12 protein-coding genes and 2 pseudogenes are annotated in these 16,349 nt (G+C 51.3%); all 14 read right to left on the reverse strand.

What is annotated here, in order from left to right; genetic code table 11:
* Nucleotides 1–10: 10 nt before the first annotated feature.
* Nucleotides 11–922, reverse strand: a complete 912-nt coding sequence (locus FO014_RS01200) for a class I SAM-dependent methyltransferase (RefSeq protein WP_025303319.1) — start codon at nucleotides 920–922, stop codon at nucleotides 11–13.
* Nucleotides 923–936: 14 nt separating this feature from the next.
* Entirely contained in the window at nucleotides 937–1,893 is a 957-nt protein-coding gene (locus FO014_RS01205) for a diiron oxygenase (RefSeq protein WP_025303320.1), read from the reverse strand.
* A 98-nt stretch (nucleotides 1,894–1,991) separates the two neighbouring features.
* The gene (locus FO014_RS01210; protein ID WP_160027197.1) at nucleotides 1,992–3,173 is read right to left on the reverse strand and encodes an MFS transporter; all 1,182 of its coding nucleotides are present in this window, start codon (nucleotides 3,171–3,173) and stop codon (nucleotides 1,992–1,994) included.
* Nucleotides 3,174–3,802: 629 nt separating this feature from the next.
* Nucleotides 3,803–3,928 (reverse strand): annotated as a pseudogene (locus FO014_RS01215) (integrase core domain-containing protein); the annotation flags it as partial.
* Between the two features lie 459 nt (nucleotides 3,929–4,387).
* Nucleotides 4,388–4,648 carry a helix-turn-helix transcriptional regulator gene (locus FO014_RS01220; protein WP_160027199.1) on the reverse strand — a complete coding sequence of 87 codons (261 nt, stop codon included), beginning with the start codon at nucleotides 4,646–4,648 and terminating at the stop codon, nucleotides 4,388–4,390.
* Between the two features lies 1 nt (nucleotide 4,649).
* Nucleotides 4,650–5,891 (reverse strand): tyrosine-type recombinase/integrase, encoded by a 1,242-nt coding sequence (locus FO014_RS01225; protein ID WP_160027201.1) that lies wholly within the window; start codon nucleotides 5,889–5,891, stop codon nucleotides 4,650–4,652.
* Nucleotides 5,892–6,102: 211 nt separating this feature from the next.
* Nucleotides 6,103–6,924: pseudogene (locus FO014_RS01230) on the reverse strand (phage portal protein); the annotation flags it as partial.
* On the reverse strand, nucleotides 6,921–7,157 hold the full coding sequence (gene gpW / locus FO014_RS01235; protein WP_246168050.1) for a gpW family protein: 237 nt from the start codon (nucleotides 7,155–7,157) through the stop codon (nucleotides 6,921–6,923). The pseudogene FO014_RS01230 and the gene gpW, both read right to left, overlap by 4 nt.
* 1 nt (nucleotide 7,158) lies before the next feature.
* Nucleotides 7,159–9,069: a phage terminase large subunit family protein gene (locus tag FO014_RS01240; protein ID WP_160027205.1), complete on the reverse strand. Its 1,911-nt coding sequence runs from the start codon at nucleotides 9,067–9,069 to the stop codon at nucleotides 7,159–7,161.
* Nucleotides 9,041–9,547, reverse strand: a complete 507-nt coding sequence (locus tag FO014_RS01245) for a terminase small subunit (protein ID WP_160027207.1) — start codon at nucleotides 9,545–9,547, stop codon at nucleotides 9,041–9,043. The genes FO014_RS01240 and FO014_RS01245 overlap by 29 nt, the downstream gene beginning before the upstream one ends.
* Before the next feature lie 280 nt (nucleotides 9,548–9,827).
* Nucleotides 9,828–10,361: a hypothetical protein gene (locus FO014_RS01250; RefSeq protein ID WP_343039564.1), complete on the reverse strand. Its 534-nt coding sequence runs from the start codon at nucleotides 10,359–10,361 to the stop codon at nucleotides 9,828–9,830.
* The gene (locus FO014_RS01255) at nucleotides 10,361–11,818 is read right to left on the reverse strand and encodes a glycosyltransferase family 2 protein (RefSeq protein WP_160027209.1); all 1,458 of its coding nucleotides are present in this window, start codon (nucleotides 11,816–11,818) and stop codon (nucleotides 10,361–10,363) included. Before FO014_RS01255 ends, FO014_RS01250 begins: the two co-directional genes overlap by 1 nt.
* 226 nt (nucleotides 11,819–12,044) lie before the next feature.
* The gene (locus tag FO014_RS01260) at nucleotides 12,045–15,242 is read right to left on the reverse strand and encodes an Ig-like domain-containing protein (protein WP_160027211.1); all 3,198 of its coding nucleotides are present in this window, start codon (nucleotides 15,240–15,242) and stop codon (nucleotides 12,045–12,047) included.
* Nucleotides 15,243–15,731: 489 nt separating this feature from the next.
* Complete coding sequence (locus tag FO014_RS01265) at nucleotides 15,732–16,343, reverse strand: hypothetical protein (protein ID WP_160027213.1); 612 nt, start codon at nucleotides 16,341–16,343, stop codon at nucleotides 15,732–15,734.
* Nucleotides 16,344–16,349 lie beyond the last annotated feature (6 nt).

Genomic DNA, 16,349 nt, shown 5'->3' on the forward strand with positions numbered 1-16,349 from the left:
TTTTGGGTTATCAGGGTTTTACCGCCACGAGGATCGGCAACACGCCGCGTGAGCTGTAGTTGATATCTTTAACCGTGAACCCTGCCTGGGTTATCTGTTGTCTGATCTCTGCTTCTGAAGTGAAATTAAGGTAGGTAGCCTGAATAATGTCGCCAAAGATCGCAAACTCCTGCAAAAGGTCCGCCATTGGCGTTTCATATTTATCCCACTCACCGGTGGGCGCGTTCTTTTCCGGCGGTGGCGTGAGGAAACTGAGCAACAAGGTTCCCCCTGGTTTTAATGCCTCGAAGAACCGACGATACAAAGCCACCAGCCTGTCCGGGTCAGACTCATACATATTCAGGCCGTTACTGGTAATCACATCGAAAGCGTTTTTTTCTTTTAACTCCCAGGCATTCTGCTGCGAGAATCGGCAACGGTTCGCCATGCCAACGCGTTTGGCCTTTTCGTTGGCGTGATAAAGTGACTCCGGGTCAAGATCAATGCCGGTCAATTGCACCGCGCCATGGCCGCTGTAATCCAAATCCAATAAATCATCCATCACGCCGCACGGGATTGAAGCCAGGGTCTCCGCCTGCGTAATCAACTCAGCCAGCAAGGTCTGATAACGGTAGTAACGCTCGCGCGCCCGGCACAGCAACGAGCGATTCAGAAGCCAGTCTTCCAAAACATGTTCGGCGGGTTTTCCGGCGGGATGCTGGAAAATGTAAGACGTCCAGTAGCCATTGAGGCCGCGGTTATGCAGGAGGAAACGACCAAGCTCAAACTCCGTCAATTGATCGACCAGTTCAAGATTTCTCTCTAATGGAAGAATAAGCGAATTGCTATTTCGTAAACGCGCTTTTATTTCATCGGCCAACATTTTTGTTTCAGTCAAATAGGCCAATTTAGAATGTGTTTTATGCGAGGCGAAACTATCCATACCCATCTCCATGATTAAATTATCCAACCAATATTTTCGAATCCCTGGCGCACTATCGGCGAATTCAGAATGCCGGTGCGTTTCAAAGCCATTAGCACGTTTTTAACAATGGGGACATCAGGCGTCACTTCAAAACCGCGATAAACCTTATTGATTGACTCCCGGCTGGCTTCGCAATCATGAGTTATCTTCGATAACAGCTCAATGTTAAACTGTTTCTCTGATTCAACATTCAAATACATTTTTACGAAATCAGCGATCTGCCCGCCGATCATCGCCTGATCGTTTTCATCCAACCTCGTCCAGATATAGCCAAGTAATTCGAGAAAGAAAATATAGTGTCTGGACTCATCGTTCATATGGTCATTAACATAGTATTTAATCGATGGATGAACGCCGTCACTATTAAAGAACTCCACCAGCTCTCTCACCAGGGTCGTTTCGAAAATGCACACCGCAATGATCTCGAAAATGTCATGGCAGCGCTCAGGTAACCGTTTCATCACCTCTGTAACGGCCACATAGGCGTCAGAATCCGGGTAACTCAGCGCACCGAGATCGGCATCATGCTCTCTAAGTTGATTGATCATATGTCTGGCGATATAAACATGGTAATACTCATCGATGATGACGGTATAGGCATTCAATTTAATCTGTTCGTCGAATTTGACAGCGAGATCGCCGTAGATAATTTTATTGCATGCTGAGTTAATGAGTTTGATCTCAAGATTAACGATATCATTGAGGTATTTAAACAATGACTGAGTAAGTATTTTCGACTTCCTCTCATTGTCCATGCCGCTCATCATGTCAGCCAAAAATATCGGCTGATTCTCCTCGGGGAAAAATGCGCCAGGAATAGTAAAGTCGATAAATTTACCGGGGCGGGTTCTTATTGATGCGCGCTGTTCCCATTTATCAGTATAGGCGGCAGACAAACCGCCCTTCGAAACCATGGTTTCATTTTCCATAGATATTCTCCAGATGAAGGAATACATGTATTTAAAAAAGTCATGCCGAGCCCGGCCAAATATAAATATTTAGCCGGGGGGCACGCGAAAACGATTATTTATTCTTCAGCTTTGCTTGGGGATGCCACGATACTCAACATAGACAACAACACGACAACGCCTATCACACTCGCCATCACATAGCTCATTTCCTCCGGCCGCCCGATAAAGACGTAGCTGGCCATCCCCGTGATAGCCACAACCAGCAGCGAGCGCATGCTCATGATATAGGAGGCCGCCACACCATAAATTTCCGGGTAGACACTCATGGAACGTGCGAACAGCGTCGGATAGCAGATAGAAAAACCAAAGCAGAACAGGCTCATCAGCAGGGTGATCGCCCAAGGCGTTGTCGCCGTCAGTAGAGCTAGAATGCTGACGATGGCTAACGCCATACCGATTTTCTCAGCGCGCCGATCGCCACCAAACGCGGCGATAATACGGGCGGAAAAGAGGCTGGGGATTGAAAATGACGCCACGATAATAAAAAAGTGAACGACAAATGCCGACAGCGAGAACGCAAAGGTTTCACGGTAAAGAAAAGCACTGGAAGCGATGAATACCATATAAGCAGCGAAGAAAAGTGAAGGAATCAACGATAATCGCATGAATTGGAAACTCGCCGTCAGCCGGGCATAGCTTCCCACAATGGCTTTGAGATCGAATGGCGTTTTTTCTTTCTTCGTTTCCGGCAGGAACAACAATTCCAGCAGTACCGCCGCTGCGGTGATCACCGCGACAACCGCATAGTTTCCTCTCCACCCCCAATGCTCATTAATCCAACCACCGGCGATCGGCGCTAGCGACATGAAAATCGAGATACAGGCATTAACCAGACCGATCATGCTGTACATGGCCGCCCCTTGATAACGGTCTGCGATGATCGCGTAAGCCACTACCACCGGCGTGCAAGCCCCCAACCCCTGAATAAAGCGGGACAACATCAAAAGATCGATTGAAGTGGCGTAGGTACATCCCAGAGCACCTAACAGCATGATAGCCCCACCGATCAACATGGTTTTGCGTCGACCAATCGACTCTGACAGTGGGCCATAAATCAACGCGCCAAACACAAATCCCAAGAAGTTATAGGTGATCGTACGCTGAATATGCCCTTCAGAAACACCAAAACTGGCGGCCATATCCGGAAAGCTGGGAACAGACATATCCACTTCAATACACCCAGCCAACAAGGAAACTACAAGGATAAAAGGTAAAGGTACCCATCTTCCTGCCAACATATCCATACTCCAACAGAAGATTAAGCCAAACACTAAAAACCATGTAAAAACTAGGTGCTCGCTCGTTATATGTAAATAGCTTTAATGAATAAAGAGCGTAAAATGATGCGTTATGTGATGAATGTCGCATAAAGCGAGATCTGATAGACAGCACAACCTTAGTACCGTGTAGCTAAAATTATAAAAACGCATAATTGGTATGTAGAGCCCCAAAAAAACTAAAAGCAAAGTATTAAAAATGCTCAATGAGTTGCATCGCAGCAGTGAAAATTTCGGCGTGCTATTTAAGGTGTGATTTATTAATAAACAAGAAACTAATGAAACCTAAGGAGTCAAAATAAAAAGTTTCAATTTCTGTTCTGGATTATCACGGAAAATTATCAATACTTTAAAAACTGATTATGAATTTAATATTAGGTTCCTAACCAATAAATCCATATACTCATTGAAAATAATTTGTAACGAGTAGCCATAGTGAACTCTTAATTAACATCCATAATTGATTTAGTGGTCAACAAAAATGACCCTGACCCCGCATATGATCCAGTCATAATCAGGAATAACCGGCTTCATTCTGGCTGCATATTCTGGCAACCTGCAGATTTTTCGGCAAACTCGGAGGGCGTCATCTAGCCCAGCGCTGAATGGGGACGTCTCTGGTTATATGCCTCTATTTTGCACCTTGCATCCTCCAGAGACATGAACCAGTTCTCGTTCAGGCATTCCTGCCGCAACCTGCCGTTGAAGGACTCGACGAGAGATTGTTTTATCTTGAACCGCCTTATTGACAAACCTCTGGATATAGTATCCCTTTTAAGCTTGATGAATACATTCGCATGGCCGGATTAGCCCGAAGCATAAAGGGAAAATTTTTAATCTCGATAAACGATATATCAGACATGCAGGAATGCTTCTCAGGGCTTCATATGAGAAGTGTCAGTCTGACATATTCGCTGGGTAAAGGTGCTAAAAAAGCGAGTGAGTTACTGATCGCAAATTTTCCCATTTAATTAGATGTAATCAATTCTGGATAGTCAGAGGTCTATCTTTTACAGCTCAAAAATTAGTCCATAATTGATTGCAAAAAAGTCCGGAAAATTTCGCGGCGGCACACCTCGGGAATCAGGCATTACCTCCACCAGAACGCCATTATGTTATCAGCCCCTACAACAGTGCAGGGGCTTTGTTTTTGGGCGTAATGACGGCGTATTTCATTACGGGTACAGCTCCGGTGGGCTGGCTTTCCATCCGGGGTACCACTCTCCCCGAATCCACGCCTGAACCTCAGATAGCCGCCATCCGGCTGAGCGTGGCCCCAATTTTACGCGCCTAGGGAACTCGCCATCTTTTTCGAGTTTCCAGCGAGATGAGTTCGCAAGCGTGGTTAACCGTCGGCACTCTTTATCACGTATCATCCGGTCAATATTCGGGATGTATGCAAAATCTTTTTCCTCAACTATCGATAGCATTTTCATTTCAAACCACCTCTTTATTTAATTCCGCTACATTATTATTAAAGCCTGCAAGCGCATTAAGATAACTCACCCACATATTAAGCACCTTTAGTTTCTTATTCAAATGTCGGCTTTTATTATAAACACCAGCCACACCTTTAATTTTATGTCCTAACAGCAATTCAATAATATAAGGATCTGCCCCCATATCATTAAGCGTCGTAGAAAATGTTCTCCTGAAATCGTGAATACACCATAAACCGCTTTTATCATGCCCCAGGCGCTTGCATATACGATTTGCGGCGCTTGTAACACCTGCCCGCGAAAACTCAACACCAATGATAAAATCGCTCCGCTTTGTCGCTGCATGAAGGTTTGTTATCCACTGGCGGATGCCTACGGGAACAGGCCTTACAATTGCCTCACCATTCTTGCTGTGCTCTTTTGGCACCGTCCAGATCCAGTTTTCGAAATCCCACTCCGACCACGTAGAAAGCCTTGCCTCACGCTGGCGACAACCAAAAGCCATACATAATACAAACATTCGCTGATTAACTGCCGATGCAATATTGAGCAGATTATTACCAAAGGAAAATGACCACACATCAGCAGTTTCTTTCACATCAAGAACCCTGTCGCGTATACCAGATGAACGGCCAACATAATTTACACCAATATCCCCTAGCGGGTCGCATGATATATATTGTCTTACCCGGCAAAAACGCAATGCCTGTTTGACATCTAAAAATATTGCACCTGACATTACAGGCGCTTTTTTCTTTATTCTGTCAAAGCATGTCAGCCAGTCATGTAATTTTGATTCTTCAATCGACATGTTACCGATATATGGAAATATATGTTTATCGAAGCGTTTAATCAAATATTCATGCTCTTTTCTCGCTGTTATCGCGTGATTGTCGTACCAGTACATAATTGCATCTTTAATGGTAACGGGCCGCATGCTTCGTTTTGCTTCAATTTTTATCTGGTTGCGCGGATCCAGATGCATAGCCAGCCACTCACGGCACTGGTCACGCACCTTTCTTGCATTCGCCAGCGACATATCCGGGTATCGCCCCAGCGTCAGCCAGACCGGGGGACTGGTCCTTCCACCTGTCCTGTAATAAAAAACGAAACTCACCCCACCGGCTTTGCTCACCCTAATAGACAAGCCCCGACCATCGGCCATGATCAACTGCTTTTCCGATGGCTTGCCAGACAGGCTTTTCAGTAATTTGTCGCTCAATTTGTTTTCTGTCGCCACAGTAAAACCCTCACCGCTTACTTTTCAGTCAAGTTGCAATACACACCCGGCCCTCACCACAAAAAGCAATACACATTGCAATACACAAAAGCAGGAAAAACACGAATTATGATGAATACTCATTAAGCATTCAGGAAACGACGTGCCTTTACTGTCATGGCTTGCGGGGGAAAATGGAAAGAAACCGGACAACCCTCGAACGGCCATCATTATAAATGGCCCTGACGATAACCGACTGCAGCTGCGTCTGCTGCAGCGTATCAAGCATCTTCATGCGCTCCATGATGGAATAAAAAACGTTATCGCCGCGGGTCTGCCCATCCTCCAGAGGCTCAAAGACATGGATAAATGCCACCCGGCCGCTGCTGAGGGTGGCGGGAATACGCCGGGCCCGGCTTTCACCCTGGTTGGGATAAGGGTCATCCACCACCCAATACGCGACGGCGGCGCCCTGGCTATCAATCTCCACCCCGGCGCGGCGACTCGGAGTATCCGGGGCATTACCCGGATTTTTGATACGCTTCGGGCTTATCATCTTGAAGCGTGTGCGAAAGACAGAGCCCGGGGAAGGATCCCAGACGGGCTGCGCGCAAATTTCGCCATTAAAAGCATGCGTCGCCACCCCCTCGCGGATCATCATGGTGAAGGTACGCTTGCGCTCGATGTCAATGACACAGTGGGGATCTTCAGCATACTCCGTCCAGGCCGCTTCGATATCACGGGCCAGAGACCGGGCATCTTCGCGGCTGATCCCCAGATGCCGATAGTTGGGGCGATAGCTGAGCTTGAACAGGTTGCCGACGATATTGTCCTTATGCAGCTCAACAATATTGGTGCCCAGCGGATTATTGCGAACCAGATCGTCCGCACGGGCGTTACCGCGGTAAAATGTCGGCAAAAGCGCGGCATCGGCACTCTGTTGCGGGGTATGCCAGTCCGTCAGTTGTCCGCCGAAACCTGCCCCCGCCCCCTGGTAGCCCGCATACTGTCGCAGCGGCGTCACGCCGTCCGGAGCCAGTAAACCTGTGCTCATGCTCTGACTCCTGCCGGTGGGAGGCGACCACGACCAAGACCCAGCCGGCCCTTAAGGTCGACAATATAGGCTTTCAGCATGTCGATATTGGCCTGCGAATACTGATAGGTGCGGCTGTTGCCGGCAGAATCACTGCGGGAAATGGAGACGACCGACTTGCCTATCATTAACTGATGTAGCGCAGCTTCGGCCTCCAGCAACTGGGCCAGCAAAATCTCTTTTTTCATCTGCATATCAACCTCCTAATGCGCGGCCCATTTCTACCATGGAAACCAGCTTCTCTTTCTTGCCGTCCAGCGCATCCGTCAGCAGCTCCAGGTTTGTCTGAAAACGACTGATGCTCAGACGCAGGGCAGCCAGCCCGTAAACCAGGCAGTCCAGCGTCTCGTTACGCCGCTTCTGGTTGTCCCAGCGGTACACGATTTTGCCGTTGGTCAGCTTTGGGATGAGCACTTCTGACACAAGCTGCTTTGCTTCCGTTTCGGCAAAAATGTCATCGTCGTCGGGGAAATGAAAGGCACCGGCCACCGGGGTGTCCCCCTGAGGCTCCAGCTTCAGGCGCCCGTAGATCAAATCCTTGGCCGTATCCGTGCCCACGATAGTGAGAAATACCTTCTGTTTATTACGCACTCGCGGCATGTCGGCAATGCTGCCGCCGTACACGTTGGCTCCCTTGATCGGGATAACCCACATGGCACCAAGTTTCAGCGAGCGCTGATAGACAATGTGCGGGTCAATACCGCCGATATCCCACGCCCAACGGCTGACGCCCATCTGGGTGCCATCGGAGCGCAGGTACTGTTTCCGGATGACATCATCCACACGCTGCAGGGTCTCTTGTGCATCGTAGCGTCCGAGCACGATCACCTTGTCTATCAGCCAGCACTCTTCGCCGGCGCCCCACCCCCAGACATAGCACTCATAACGTCCGCTGGTCTGGGAGTCGATCCCGCCCGTCAGGTACACCACGCGCCCCGGAACCTGCGCCGGGTATTTTTCGCGCCGCTGCAGCAGCACATCGTGTTCAAGCTGTTCACCCACCTCTTCCGCCCAGGTTTCGCCCAGCGTGGTGTTCCAGAACCCCTTAAGCCCGTGCGGATCTTTTTTCGCGTTCAGGTAATCGCGGATGATTTGTTCCCAGGTGGTGAAGGGACTATAGGCCGTCCAGATGTGGTATGACACGGCGCGCGGCACCGCCACCTCTTCCCCCTTGGCGTCACTCCAGACCAGTCCATCCCGGGTCCGGATCCCCGTCAGCTCACACACCCACTCCCCCACAGACTGATCCAGTTCAGGTTGGCGAATGACACAACCATTGTGCTCACAGAGGTAATACACGGTCGCCGGCTTGCCTTCTTCCCACTTCAGACCAAACGCCGTATCGTCGTCACCAAACTTGAGATACTGGCATTCACCACAATGCGGGCACGGAACGTGAAAGCGCAGCATGTGATCGGACTCACTCGCCGCCTTCTCTATCTGGCATTGTCCGCGGATCTTGGGGGTGGAGCCACGGATAGACTTTGGCCAGACGGAGCCTTCGATACGTTTGTCGCCGAGCTGCGTCGGCGGACCTTCTTTTTCGATATCGGGGTCGAACGCCGACAGCTCGTCGTACATCACCACGTCGACCGATTTTTCACGGTAATTTTTGGCAGCTTTCCCGCCCAGGCACCACAGCCCGAGACCGTGCGAAAAGCGTTTCATGCTGAGGGTATTATCGCGGTGCTTTTTTCCATACCAGGGGGCCAACTGCTTCAATACCGGAACCTCACGGATGGTCGGTTCCACATGCGATTTCATAAAATTTTCAGCGTCAGCATCGGTCGGCTGAAACATCAGGCAATTTCGTGCTCTATGCTCAGTAAAATACCCCATGACCGCCAGCAACATTTTGGTATATCCAACGCGGGCAGATTTAATGAGATTGACAGTGCGAATGGCATCGGTGCCCATGCTGTTCATCACGGCCACCTGAAATGGCAGTGTTTCCCAGGCTCCAGGCAAATAGGACGATTCCTTAGGTAGAAAATAATGCTTATCAGCCCATTCAACCGCGGTTAATGGTACCGGTCTGATTAATGACCGCAATCCTTCTCGGATGGCTCTTTGCATCTCAATTATCTGATTGTCGGTAATATTCATCCAGTATCTCCGGTAGCGTTTCATCAACTCTGGCGCATTTATTTGCCGCCTTTGCCATTTGCAGCTTTAAGGAATCTATCTGCTGGGCTGTCATTGATGGAAATTGACGTTGCATGGCTAAGGGGATGTTATCCAGGATCCCCGAAATCTCTCCAGCCAATCTGGATAATGCAAAAGAGCAGAATGATGAATCGACCATTATCCTTTCTGTTACCTGATTTTTTAACCGCTGTGCAATCGCCTGCTCTTCTGTTAATTGCCACCTGGAAATCAAGAGCTTTTGTTCGTAATCATCATCACCATCAACAGAAGTATCACGGCTGCCTCTGCTCAAGTAAGCAAGGTAAAAATATCGCCAGGCGTCGATATCGTAATTTCCCCTACCTTTTGTTTTTGGGGCGCCGGGAAGTTGCTGTAATCTGCGGATCTGCCGTACATCCAAATTCAGATGCGCTGCCACCTCTTCCTGGTTGGCCATGATCAACCCTCACAACTACCAGCCTGATAAAAACGAACAAAAAAAGACCATGTCCGGTTATTTAATAAGTGCAATCGATATATATCAATGAGTTAACACCAACTCTAACCGGACATCACTTCAGAAAAAATCTCATAAATAGCGAGAATGTGCGCGTCGTTCGCCCGGCAGGCTTTTGAGCGCTGGAAAGGACCCGTGAAATCAAAATGGGCATCGATATCATTTGACCGGTGCCCCAGGATGCAGCCGCCAGGCCACCCGGCGTTCGCGCCCCAGCGCATTATTCCATGGGCGCTCGACCCGACACTCCGTCCTGGTGCTCCACCAAAGACCAGCAGGGATAAACCACCATACCGCCGTACGCATCACCCACCGCGTAGTCAGCAGCCTTGTGTTTCTCCCAACGACCGAGCATCGACCGCAGACAGGCAGGCGGCACGCTGTAACACACCCCATGGAGCAGACGCGGCAGCAGGATGTGATCGGCATGATGTTTGTCAGCATCGATAAGCTTCTGGGCTATCTGCAGCTGATACTGCGGTGGGCGCCCGGTGCCCAGGTAGAACGAGCAGAGGTGTTCGGGAAAACGCCCAAGCCATAACTGCGCCAACCTCCTAAAGCCAGCGACAGGCTGCGCATCATCTTCCATCACAATCACACGTTCGGACTGCGCAGCGGCCCATTCGATGGCCCGGCGGTGCCCGGCATTGGCGCCATGGTTACCTTCATCCATCAGCAGATGTGCATCGAGCAACCGCGCCAACACTTCAGCCTGATCACGTCGGCCATGATGGCCAATCACCACAATCTTCATTATTTATGCTTCCAGAAGGCCAGTTCTTTACCGATACCGTTGGACTTAAAAACGGTATGCACCTGTGGCCCGGTCACGATACGGTCGCCAAACGACTTCGCCACGATACCAAAGGCGATCATGTCCCCGACGGCGCAGTTAGCCTGCTCCATTTTCCAGAATCGATAGCTCTCGATGCGGTAATACAGCCGCACGATACCGTGAGCAAAGGCCATCACATCCTCACGGCTGCCGCCCAGCAGCCCGGCATTGAGCATCACATCGTTGCGGTGGGCGCTGATAAAGTCCTGGTAGACCTTTTCGGGATGGTTTCTGGCGGCCCAGTTATCGGCATACAGCGTTGGCTCTGAACCGACGTAGACCTTGCCGGTCTCCATGTTCGCCCACGGCTCCCTCAGCATTTCGACATCGGTGCCATCGGTGCACCAGACGTGGGTGTAGTCCGGGTGATCACGCAGATAGTGACAGATATGCAGCCAGCGCCGGAAATAGACGTTCATCGCCACATCAGGAACGTGCACCCGCGTGGCGCCGGCAGGCGCCGTTTTCAACTCGTCGGCCAGCACCACCGCCTCGGCGCCGCGGATGGAAGCCGCCCACGCCGACAACAAGGTGGCATCCGCCTTTATGCGGGCGCCACGCTGCGGATCGGGCCTGCTGGTCAGTAACGTGGTCAGCACCAGGTGTTTGCGTGGCCGGTAGTCCACATAGGCGGTATACCCGGCGTCCCGACGCTGACCGTAGATGCTGGCGTTACGCCTGACCAGTTTTTCGCGGTCCGGACGCGGTACCGAGCGATCAACGGCTTCGTGCTCGTCCAGGGAATAAATCAGCTTTCCCGACCCGGTAACGTCCGCAAATGCCCACGTCGTCAGCCCCGCATGGTGAATGCGCAGCGCCAGATCGCCGTGTTCGTACATGCCGCGCCCGTAAACCGGGTCAAAGCCCCCTACCGTCTCGATGGCACGGCGGTGGTAGTAGAGCATCACGCCACGCTGCCCGGTGTACGCCACATGGTGCTCATCACGATACAATACGGCCAGGTCCTTGAGCTTTCTCGGGCCGGCCAGGTCGAGAAACTGATACGCCAGGTGAGGCTCGGGTGAGTCGATGTAAGGCTGGTGCCAGTCATCGGCAATCGGCCAGGCATCATCGTCCCACAAAAAGAGATGTTCGCAGCCGGCGTTCATCAGCACCTGCAGGCTGGCATTTTTCGCCGCCACTATCCCCAAAGACTGTTCATGACGAATCACCTGCACACCGGCCGGAACAACTGCTGCCGGTATCGAACCGTCATCAACCACCACCAGCAGCGCACCGGCAGGCAAATGCTTAATATGCTGCTCAAGCGTGTTTTTTAATACCTCTGCGCGGCTATGTGTAGCAACAGCAATGCCGATTTTGGCTGTCGCCCCACTCGCAGGCGCGTACGGGACACCATCGATTGTGACCTGCATACCCAAACACCTCTTGTGCGGGTTGGAAAATGGCGTTCTGGCAAAACGATATTTCGTTACGTGCCACCCGCAACTGAAATTTTATTCACCAGAAGACAAAAGCCCCGGCGGTTAGCCAGGGCTTCATATTGATGCCTTCCGTTCTAAACGGCCCGCGGAGAGCGGGCCCGAGGGAGTGGAAACCCGGCCTCACCCAGACCGGAGGATGCGGCATAGCGATATTCAATTACTCCTGATAATACGACACATTGCCCTGCAAAGCCTCCGGGATATTAGCCATTTTGCCGGCATCACCGCCTCCCCAGACGACCACGGTATTGTCAGACTTCAGCGCACAAAAGGCCGCCTCACAAGAATAAATTGCCACAATATCGGTTAACAGTGGCTGTATATCTGTAGGAATACTGCCTCCATGAGACAGGCTTCCCCACGCAACCACATTGCCAGATACTGTCAATGCTGCAAACGCTGCCCGAGTTCCAGCCAATGCAATCAAATCAGTTCTATTGGCAATATCAGAAGAAACACTACCGCCATAACTGCCGTCCCCCCATGCAACTACACCACCAGATAACGTAAGTGCTGCAAACGCCGCCTGAGTTCCTGCGATTGCGATCAAGTCGGTACGATCGGTAACAGAAACCGGCACATTACCTCCGTCATTGCTGTTACCCCATGCGACAACGCTTCCTGATGATGTAAGTGCTGCGAAAGCATACCCAGTACTGCATATTTCCACCACATCTGAGCGCATGCCGATATCGGTCGGAACACTACCACCATAAGAACTGTCTCCCCATGCAACAACGCCGCCAGATGCCGTCAGTGCTGCAAAAGCACCCCCATTTCCTGCGATTGCCATCAAGTCAGTACGGGTGGCAATTTGGTCAGGTACATTACCACCGTGACTGCCGTTTCCCCATGCTACCACACCACCAGATACCAACAGTGCCGCAAAAGCAGACCAAGTGGCGCTTAGCGCTATCAGGTCGGTGCGATTCGAAATATCAGGTGGCACACTGTTACCATATTCGCTGTTTCCCCATGTCACCACGCCACCAGACTCAGTTAAAGCGGCATACGCTGGATTAGTACTCGCCAGAGCCACCAGGTCAGTCCGGTTAGCAATATCCGAAGAAACACTACCGCCATCACCACTCCCTCCCCATGCGACCACACCACCGGCATCAGTCAAAACAGAAAACGAATGTGCATTACAATCCAGCACTCCCATGTCGGTGCGAGTGATTATCTCCGGTGGCGCACTGCCCCCACTAGCACTGTCCCCCCATGCTATAACTTGACCTCCAATGGTCAATACGGCAAAAGCATCGCCATCGGCGGTCGATTCTTGGCTAAAACCGGCAATATTAAGAGGTGACAGCCTAATGGATTGCTGCCCTGTAGTACTTGTCACCCTCAGTATTTTTTCCGGGCACATATCATCAAAATGTGTACCTGTGACAACAGTCGGCTCATTTTCATACTGCCATTTGGCGACAAGAGGCAGACCGGTTTCCAGGTCAATAGAGACAAGGTATGACCGACTTTCCCGCCCTCTCCCGCGGCGTCGGCGCCCGCCCCGAACGGCCAGCGTGGCAGGTCCCTGGAGCGTGACGGAATACGTTTTTTCTTCACCGCTGTCCAGCGCGGCGGTCACCGTCGCCGTACCGGTATCACCGGTGTCACTGAGCTGCGTCACAGCCTCGCCACGCTCATCAGTGACCGATGCCGCCGGCGTCACCGTTCCGATATCGGTTGACCAGGACACCGCTGCCCCGGACACAACATTGCCCGTGTCACTGTTAATGACCGTCGCCGTCAGCGTGGCGATGTCCGTTCCGTCGTTGACGATGCTGTCCTTGTCACTGACCAGCGAATCAATCACAGACGTCGCGCTTTCATCGGTAAAACTGACCACCACTGTCTCTGCGCTGTCGTTAATGCTCGCCGTCACCGTGGCAACCCCCGCTTCGGTAGCGGTCAGTGTCGCTCTGGCCTTGCCCCGCTCATCGGTCAGGATCGGGCTCTGGATGAGGGCGCCATTATCCGCCTCAAATGTCACGCTTTGGTTCGCCAGCAGGACACTCCCATCTGTGACCTCAGTCGTCACCTCGTTAGTTGCCATACCGTCAGCTACGGCGTTGTCCCGTGAGACATATAGCAACTCAATCACCGCATTCGGGTTGTTACCATCACCATCACTGGGGACAAAGGTTGACCCCACCGTCATCTGACTGTCATTGATGCTCGCCGTTACCGTGGCAACCCCCGCTTCGGTAGCGGTCAGTGTCGCTCTGGCCTTGCCCAGTTCATCGGTCAGGATCGGGCTCTGGATGAGGGCGCCATTATCCGCCTCAAATGTCACGCTTTGGTTCGCCAGCAGGACACTCCCATCAGTGACCTCAGTCGTCACCTCGTTAGTTGCCATACCGTCAGCTACGGCGTTGTCCCGTGAGACATACAGCAACTCAATCACCGCATTCGGGTTGTTACCATCACCATCATCAACAGGGACAAAGGTTGACCCCACCGTCATCTGACTGTCATTGATGCTCGCCGTTACCGTGGCAACCCCCGCTTCGGTAGCGGTCAGTGTCGCTCTGGCCTTGCCCCGCTCATCGGTCAGGATCGGACTCTGGATGAGGGCACCATTATCCGCCTCAAATGTCACGCTTTGGTTCGCCAGCAGGACACTCCCATCTGTGACCTCAGTCGTCACCTCGTTAGTTGCCATACCGTCAGCTACGGCGTTGTCCCGTGAGACATATAGCAACTCAATCACCGCATTCGGGTTGTTACCATCACCATCACTGGGGACAAAGGTTGACCCCACCGTCATCTGACTGTCATTGATGCTCGCCGTTACCGTGGCAACCCCCGCTTCGGTAGCGGTCAGTGTCGCTCTGGCCTTGCCCAGTTCATCGGTCAGGATCGGGCTCTGGATGAGGGCGCCATTATCCGCCTCAAATGTCACGCTTTGGTTCGCCAGCAGGACACTCCCATCAGTGACTTCAGTCGTCACCTCGTTAGTTGCCATACCGTCAGCTACGGCGTTGTCCCGTGAGACATACAGCAACTCAATCACCGCATTCGGGTTGTTACCATCACCATCATCAACAGGGACAAAGGTCGAACCCACCGTCATCTGACTGTCATTGATGCTCGCCGTTACCGTGTAAACACCCGCCGTCGTACTGGTCAGTGTCGCAATAGCAACTCCCTGATCGTCGCTTTCTGACTGGCCTTGAATAGTGGCGCCCTCTTCAACGTCAAAGGTCACCACCTGGCCAGGCAGAGGAACCGTATCACCGTCATTCACCTGAGCAACAACGGAATTCGTCGTCTGTCCGTCAGCAGGTGAGTTATCATCCTTAATCAGTAACGAGAGAATGGTGGCATTAGGGTTATTAATATTGGGCATAGTCGCACTCCTGATATGTTGTTTTATTTGACGCGAGATAAAAGCCAGCAATAATGCTGATGATGGCCGGCGCAGTAAATAAAACTTAGTTCAGTCGTGGAGTTTGGCAATGCCATTCATCCGCAAAAAAAAGAAAACAAACAAAGAACCCAGAAATGAAATGAAAATGAATTAAAAACATCAACAATAGTTATTCTATTAATAAACAAAAACACACAAATAAAAACATCAATGTCGACATACGAATGCAATTGACTACTTTAAACAGCCCTGCACACAACTTAAATAAGAGACTTGGCCATTTTCAGCGATGGCCATATTTAGCTGGCCCCACCAAGACGTTATTCGATGAGACTAAAACGACAAGGCCCGCATAATAGCAGGCCTTGTCGTTTTGGTATTCATGTCTGTTTGTGTTCGCTTTTCATCGCTGCCGTGCGGCGCAGCTCTGCCAAGCATGAATAAATTATCTACTTTTTTTACCTGTTTTCAAGATTTATTTTCACCTTCCTGCTTCAGCGCCGCTTTCATCGACAAAAAAACAGCACCATTGAAGTGACGGACGCACCACCTGACACGGTCCTCCGCCTGTTTTCTGCTCAGCCATGGTGCCACGTCCTGCAGGTATCGCCCGATATCGCTAATCCGTTTACGGCGAGCATAAAAATCAACCCCGACAACATAGACCGGATCGTCATTGCTGAGCGCATCTAAAATGCAACGCTCAACAAAATCCCCGTCGTCTTTCTTCATCTGGGCGTCCACCAGCGATGGTTTTGGCCAGAGGATGGCCTTGGCCATCCGGAGTAATCCATCACCACGGTACCCGATTTTTCGCAGCCCCTTGATGGTCTCTGTGATTCGCTTTGCGGCATCGTCAGACCATTCCTCACCCTGCAATTCACGCCAAAATTCACCATCCAGCCTCGCCTCTTCTCGCGTTCTGCCGCCGTAACATTCCCCCCAGACCGACAGTAACGATTTAACCCAGGCGCTCTGGATGCTGGTGAGCGGTCGGTATTTTCCCAGGTAACTCTTGCGTGGCGCCGCAGCGGCTTTTTTCAGTGCCGCCTGGTGTGTTCTGCGTTGCTTAGGCGTCATACCGCC

It is taken from the genome of Serratia rhizosphaerae (genome assembly GCF_009817885.1).
In the GTDB taxonomy this organism is placed as follows: Bacteria; Pseudomonadota; Gammaproteobacteria; order Enterobacterales; family Enterobacteriaceae; genus Serratia_B; species Serratia_B rhizosphaerae.

Bases quoted from the DNA above. Each gene is read 5' to 3' on its own strand.
- FO014_RS01200 (WP_025303319.1), bottom strand. From the start codon at position 922: ATGGATAGTTTCGCCTCGCATAAAACACATTCTAAATTGGCCTATTTG.
- FO014_RS01205 (WP_025303320.1), bottom strand. From the start codon at position 1,893: ATGGAAAATGAAACCATGGTTTCGAAGGGCGGTTTGTCTGCCGCCTAT.
- FO014_RS01210 (WP_160027197.1), bottom strand. From the start codon at position 3,173: ATGTTGGCAGGAAGATGGGTACCTTTACCTTTTATCCTTGTAGTTTCC.
- FO014_RS01220 (WP_160027199.1), bottom strand. From the start codon at position 4,648: ATGAAAATGCTATCGATAGTTGAGGAAAAAGATTTTGCATACATCCCG.
- gpW (WP_246168050.1), bottom strand. From the start codon at position 7,157: ATGCAGATGAAAAAAGAGATTTTGCTGGCCCAGTTGCTGGAGGCCGAA.
- FO014_RS01240 (WP_160027205.1), bottom strand. From the start codon at position 9,069: ATGAATATTACCGACAATCAGATAATTGAGATGCAAAGAGCCATCCGA.
- FO014_RS01245 (WP_160027207.1), bottom strand. From the start codon at position 9,547: ATGGCCAACCAGGAAGAGGTGGCAGCGCATCTGAATTTGGATGTACGG.
- FO014_RS01250 (WP_343039564.1), bottom strand. From the start codon at position 10,361: ATGAAGATTGTGGTGATTGGCCATCATGGCCGACGTGATCAGGCTGAA.
- FO014_RS01255 (WP_160027209.1), bottom strand. From the start codon at position 11,818: ATGCAGGTCACAATCGATGGTGTCCCGTACGCGCCTGCGAGTGGGGCG.
- FO014_RS01260 (WP_160027211.1), bottom strand. From the start codon at position 15,242: ATGCCCAATATTAATAACCCTAATGCCACCATTCTCTCGTTACTGATT.
- FO014_RS01265 (WP_160027213.1), bottom strand. From the start codon at position 16,343: ATGACGCCTAAGCAACGCAGAACACACCAGGCGGCACTGAAAAAAGCC.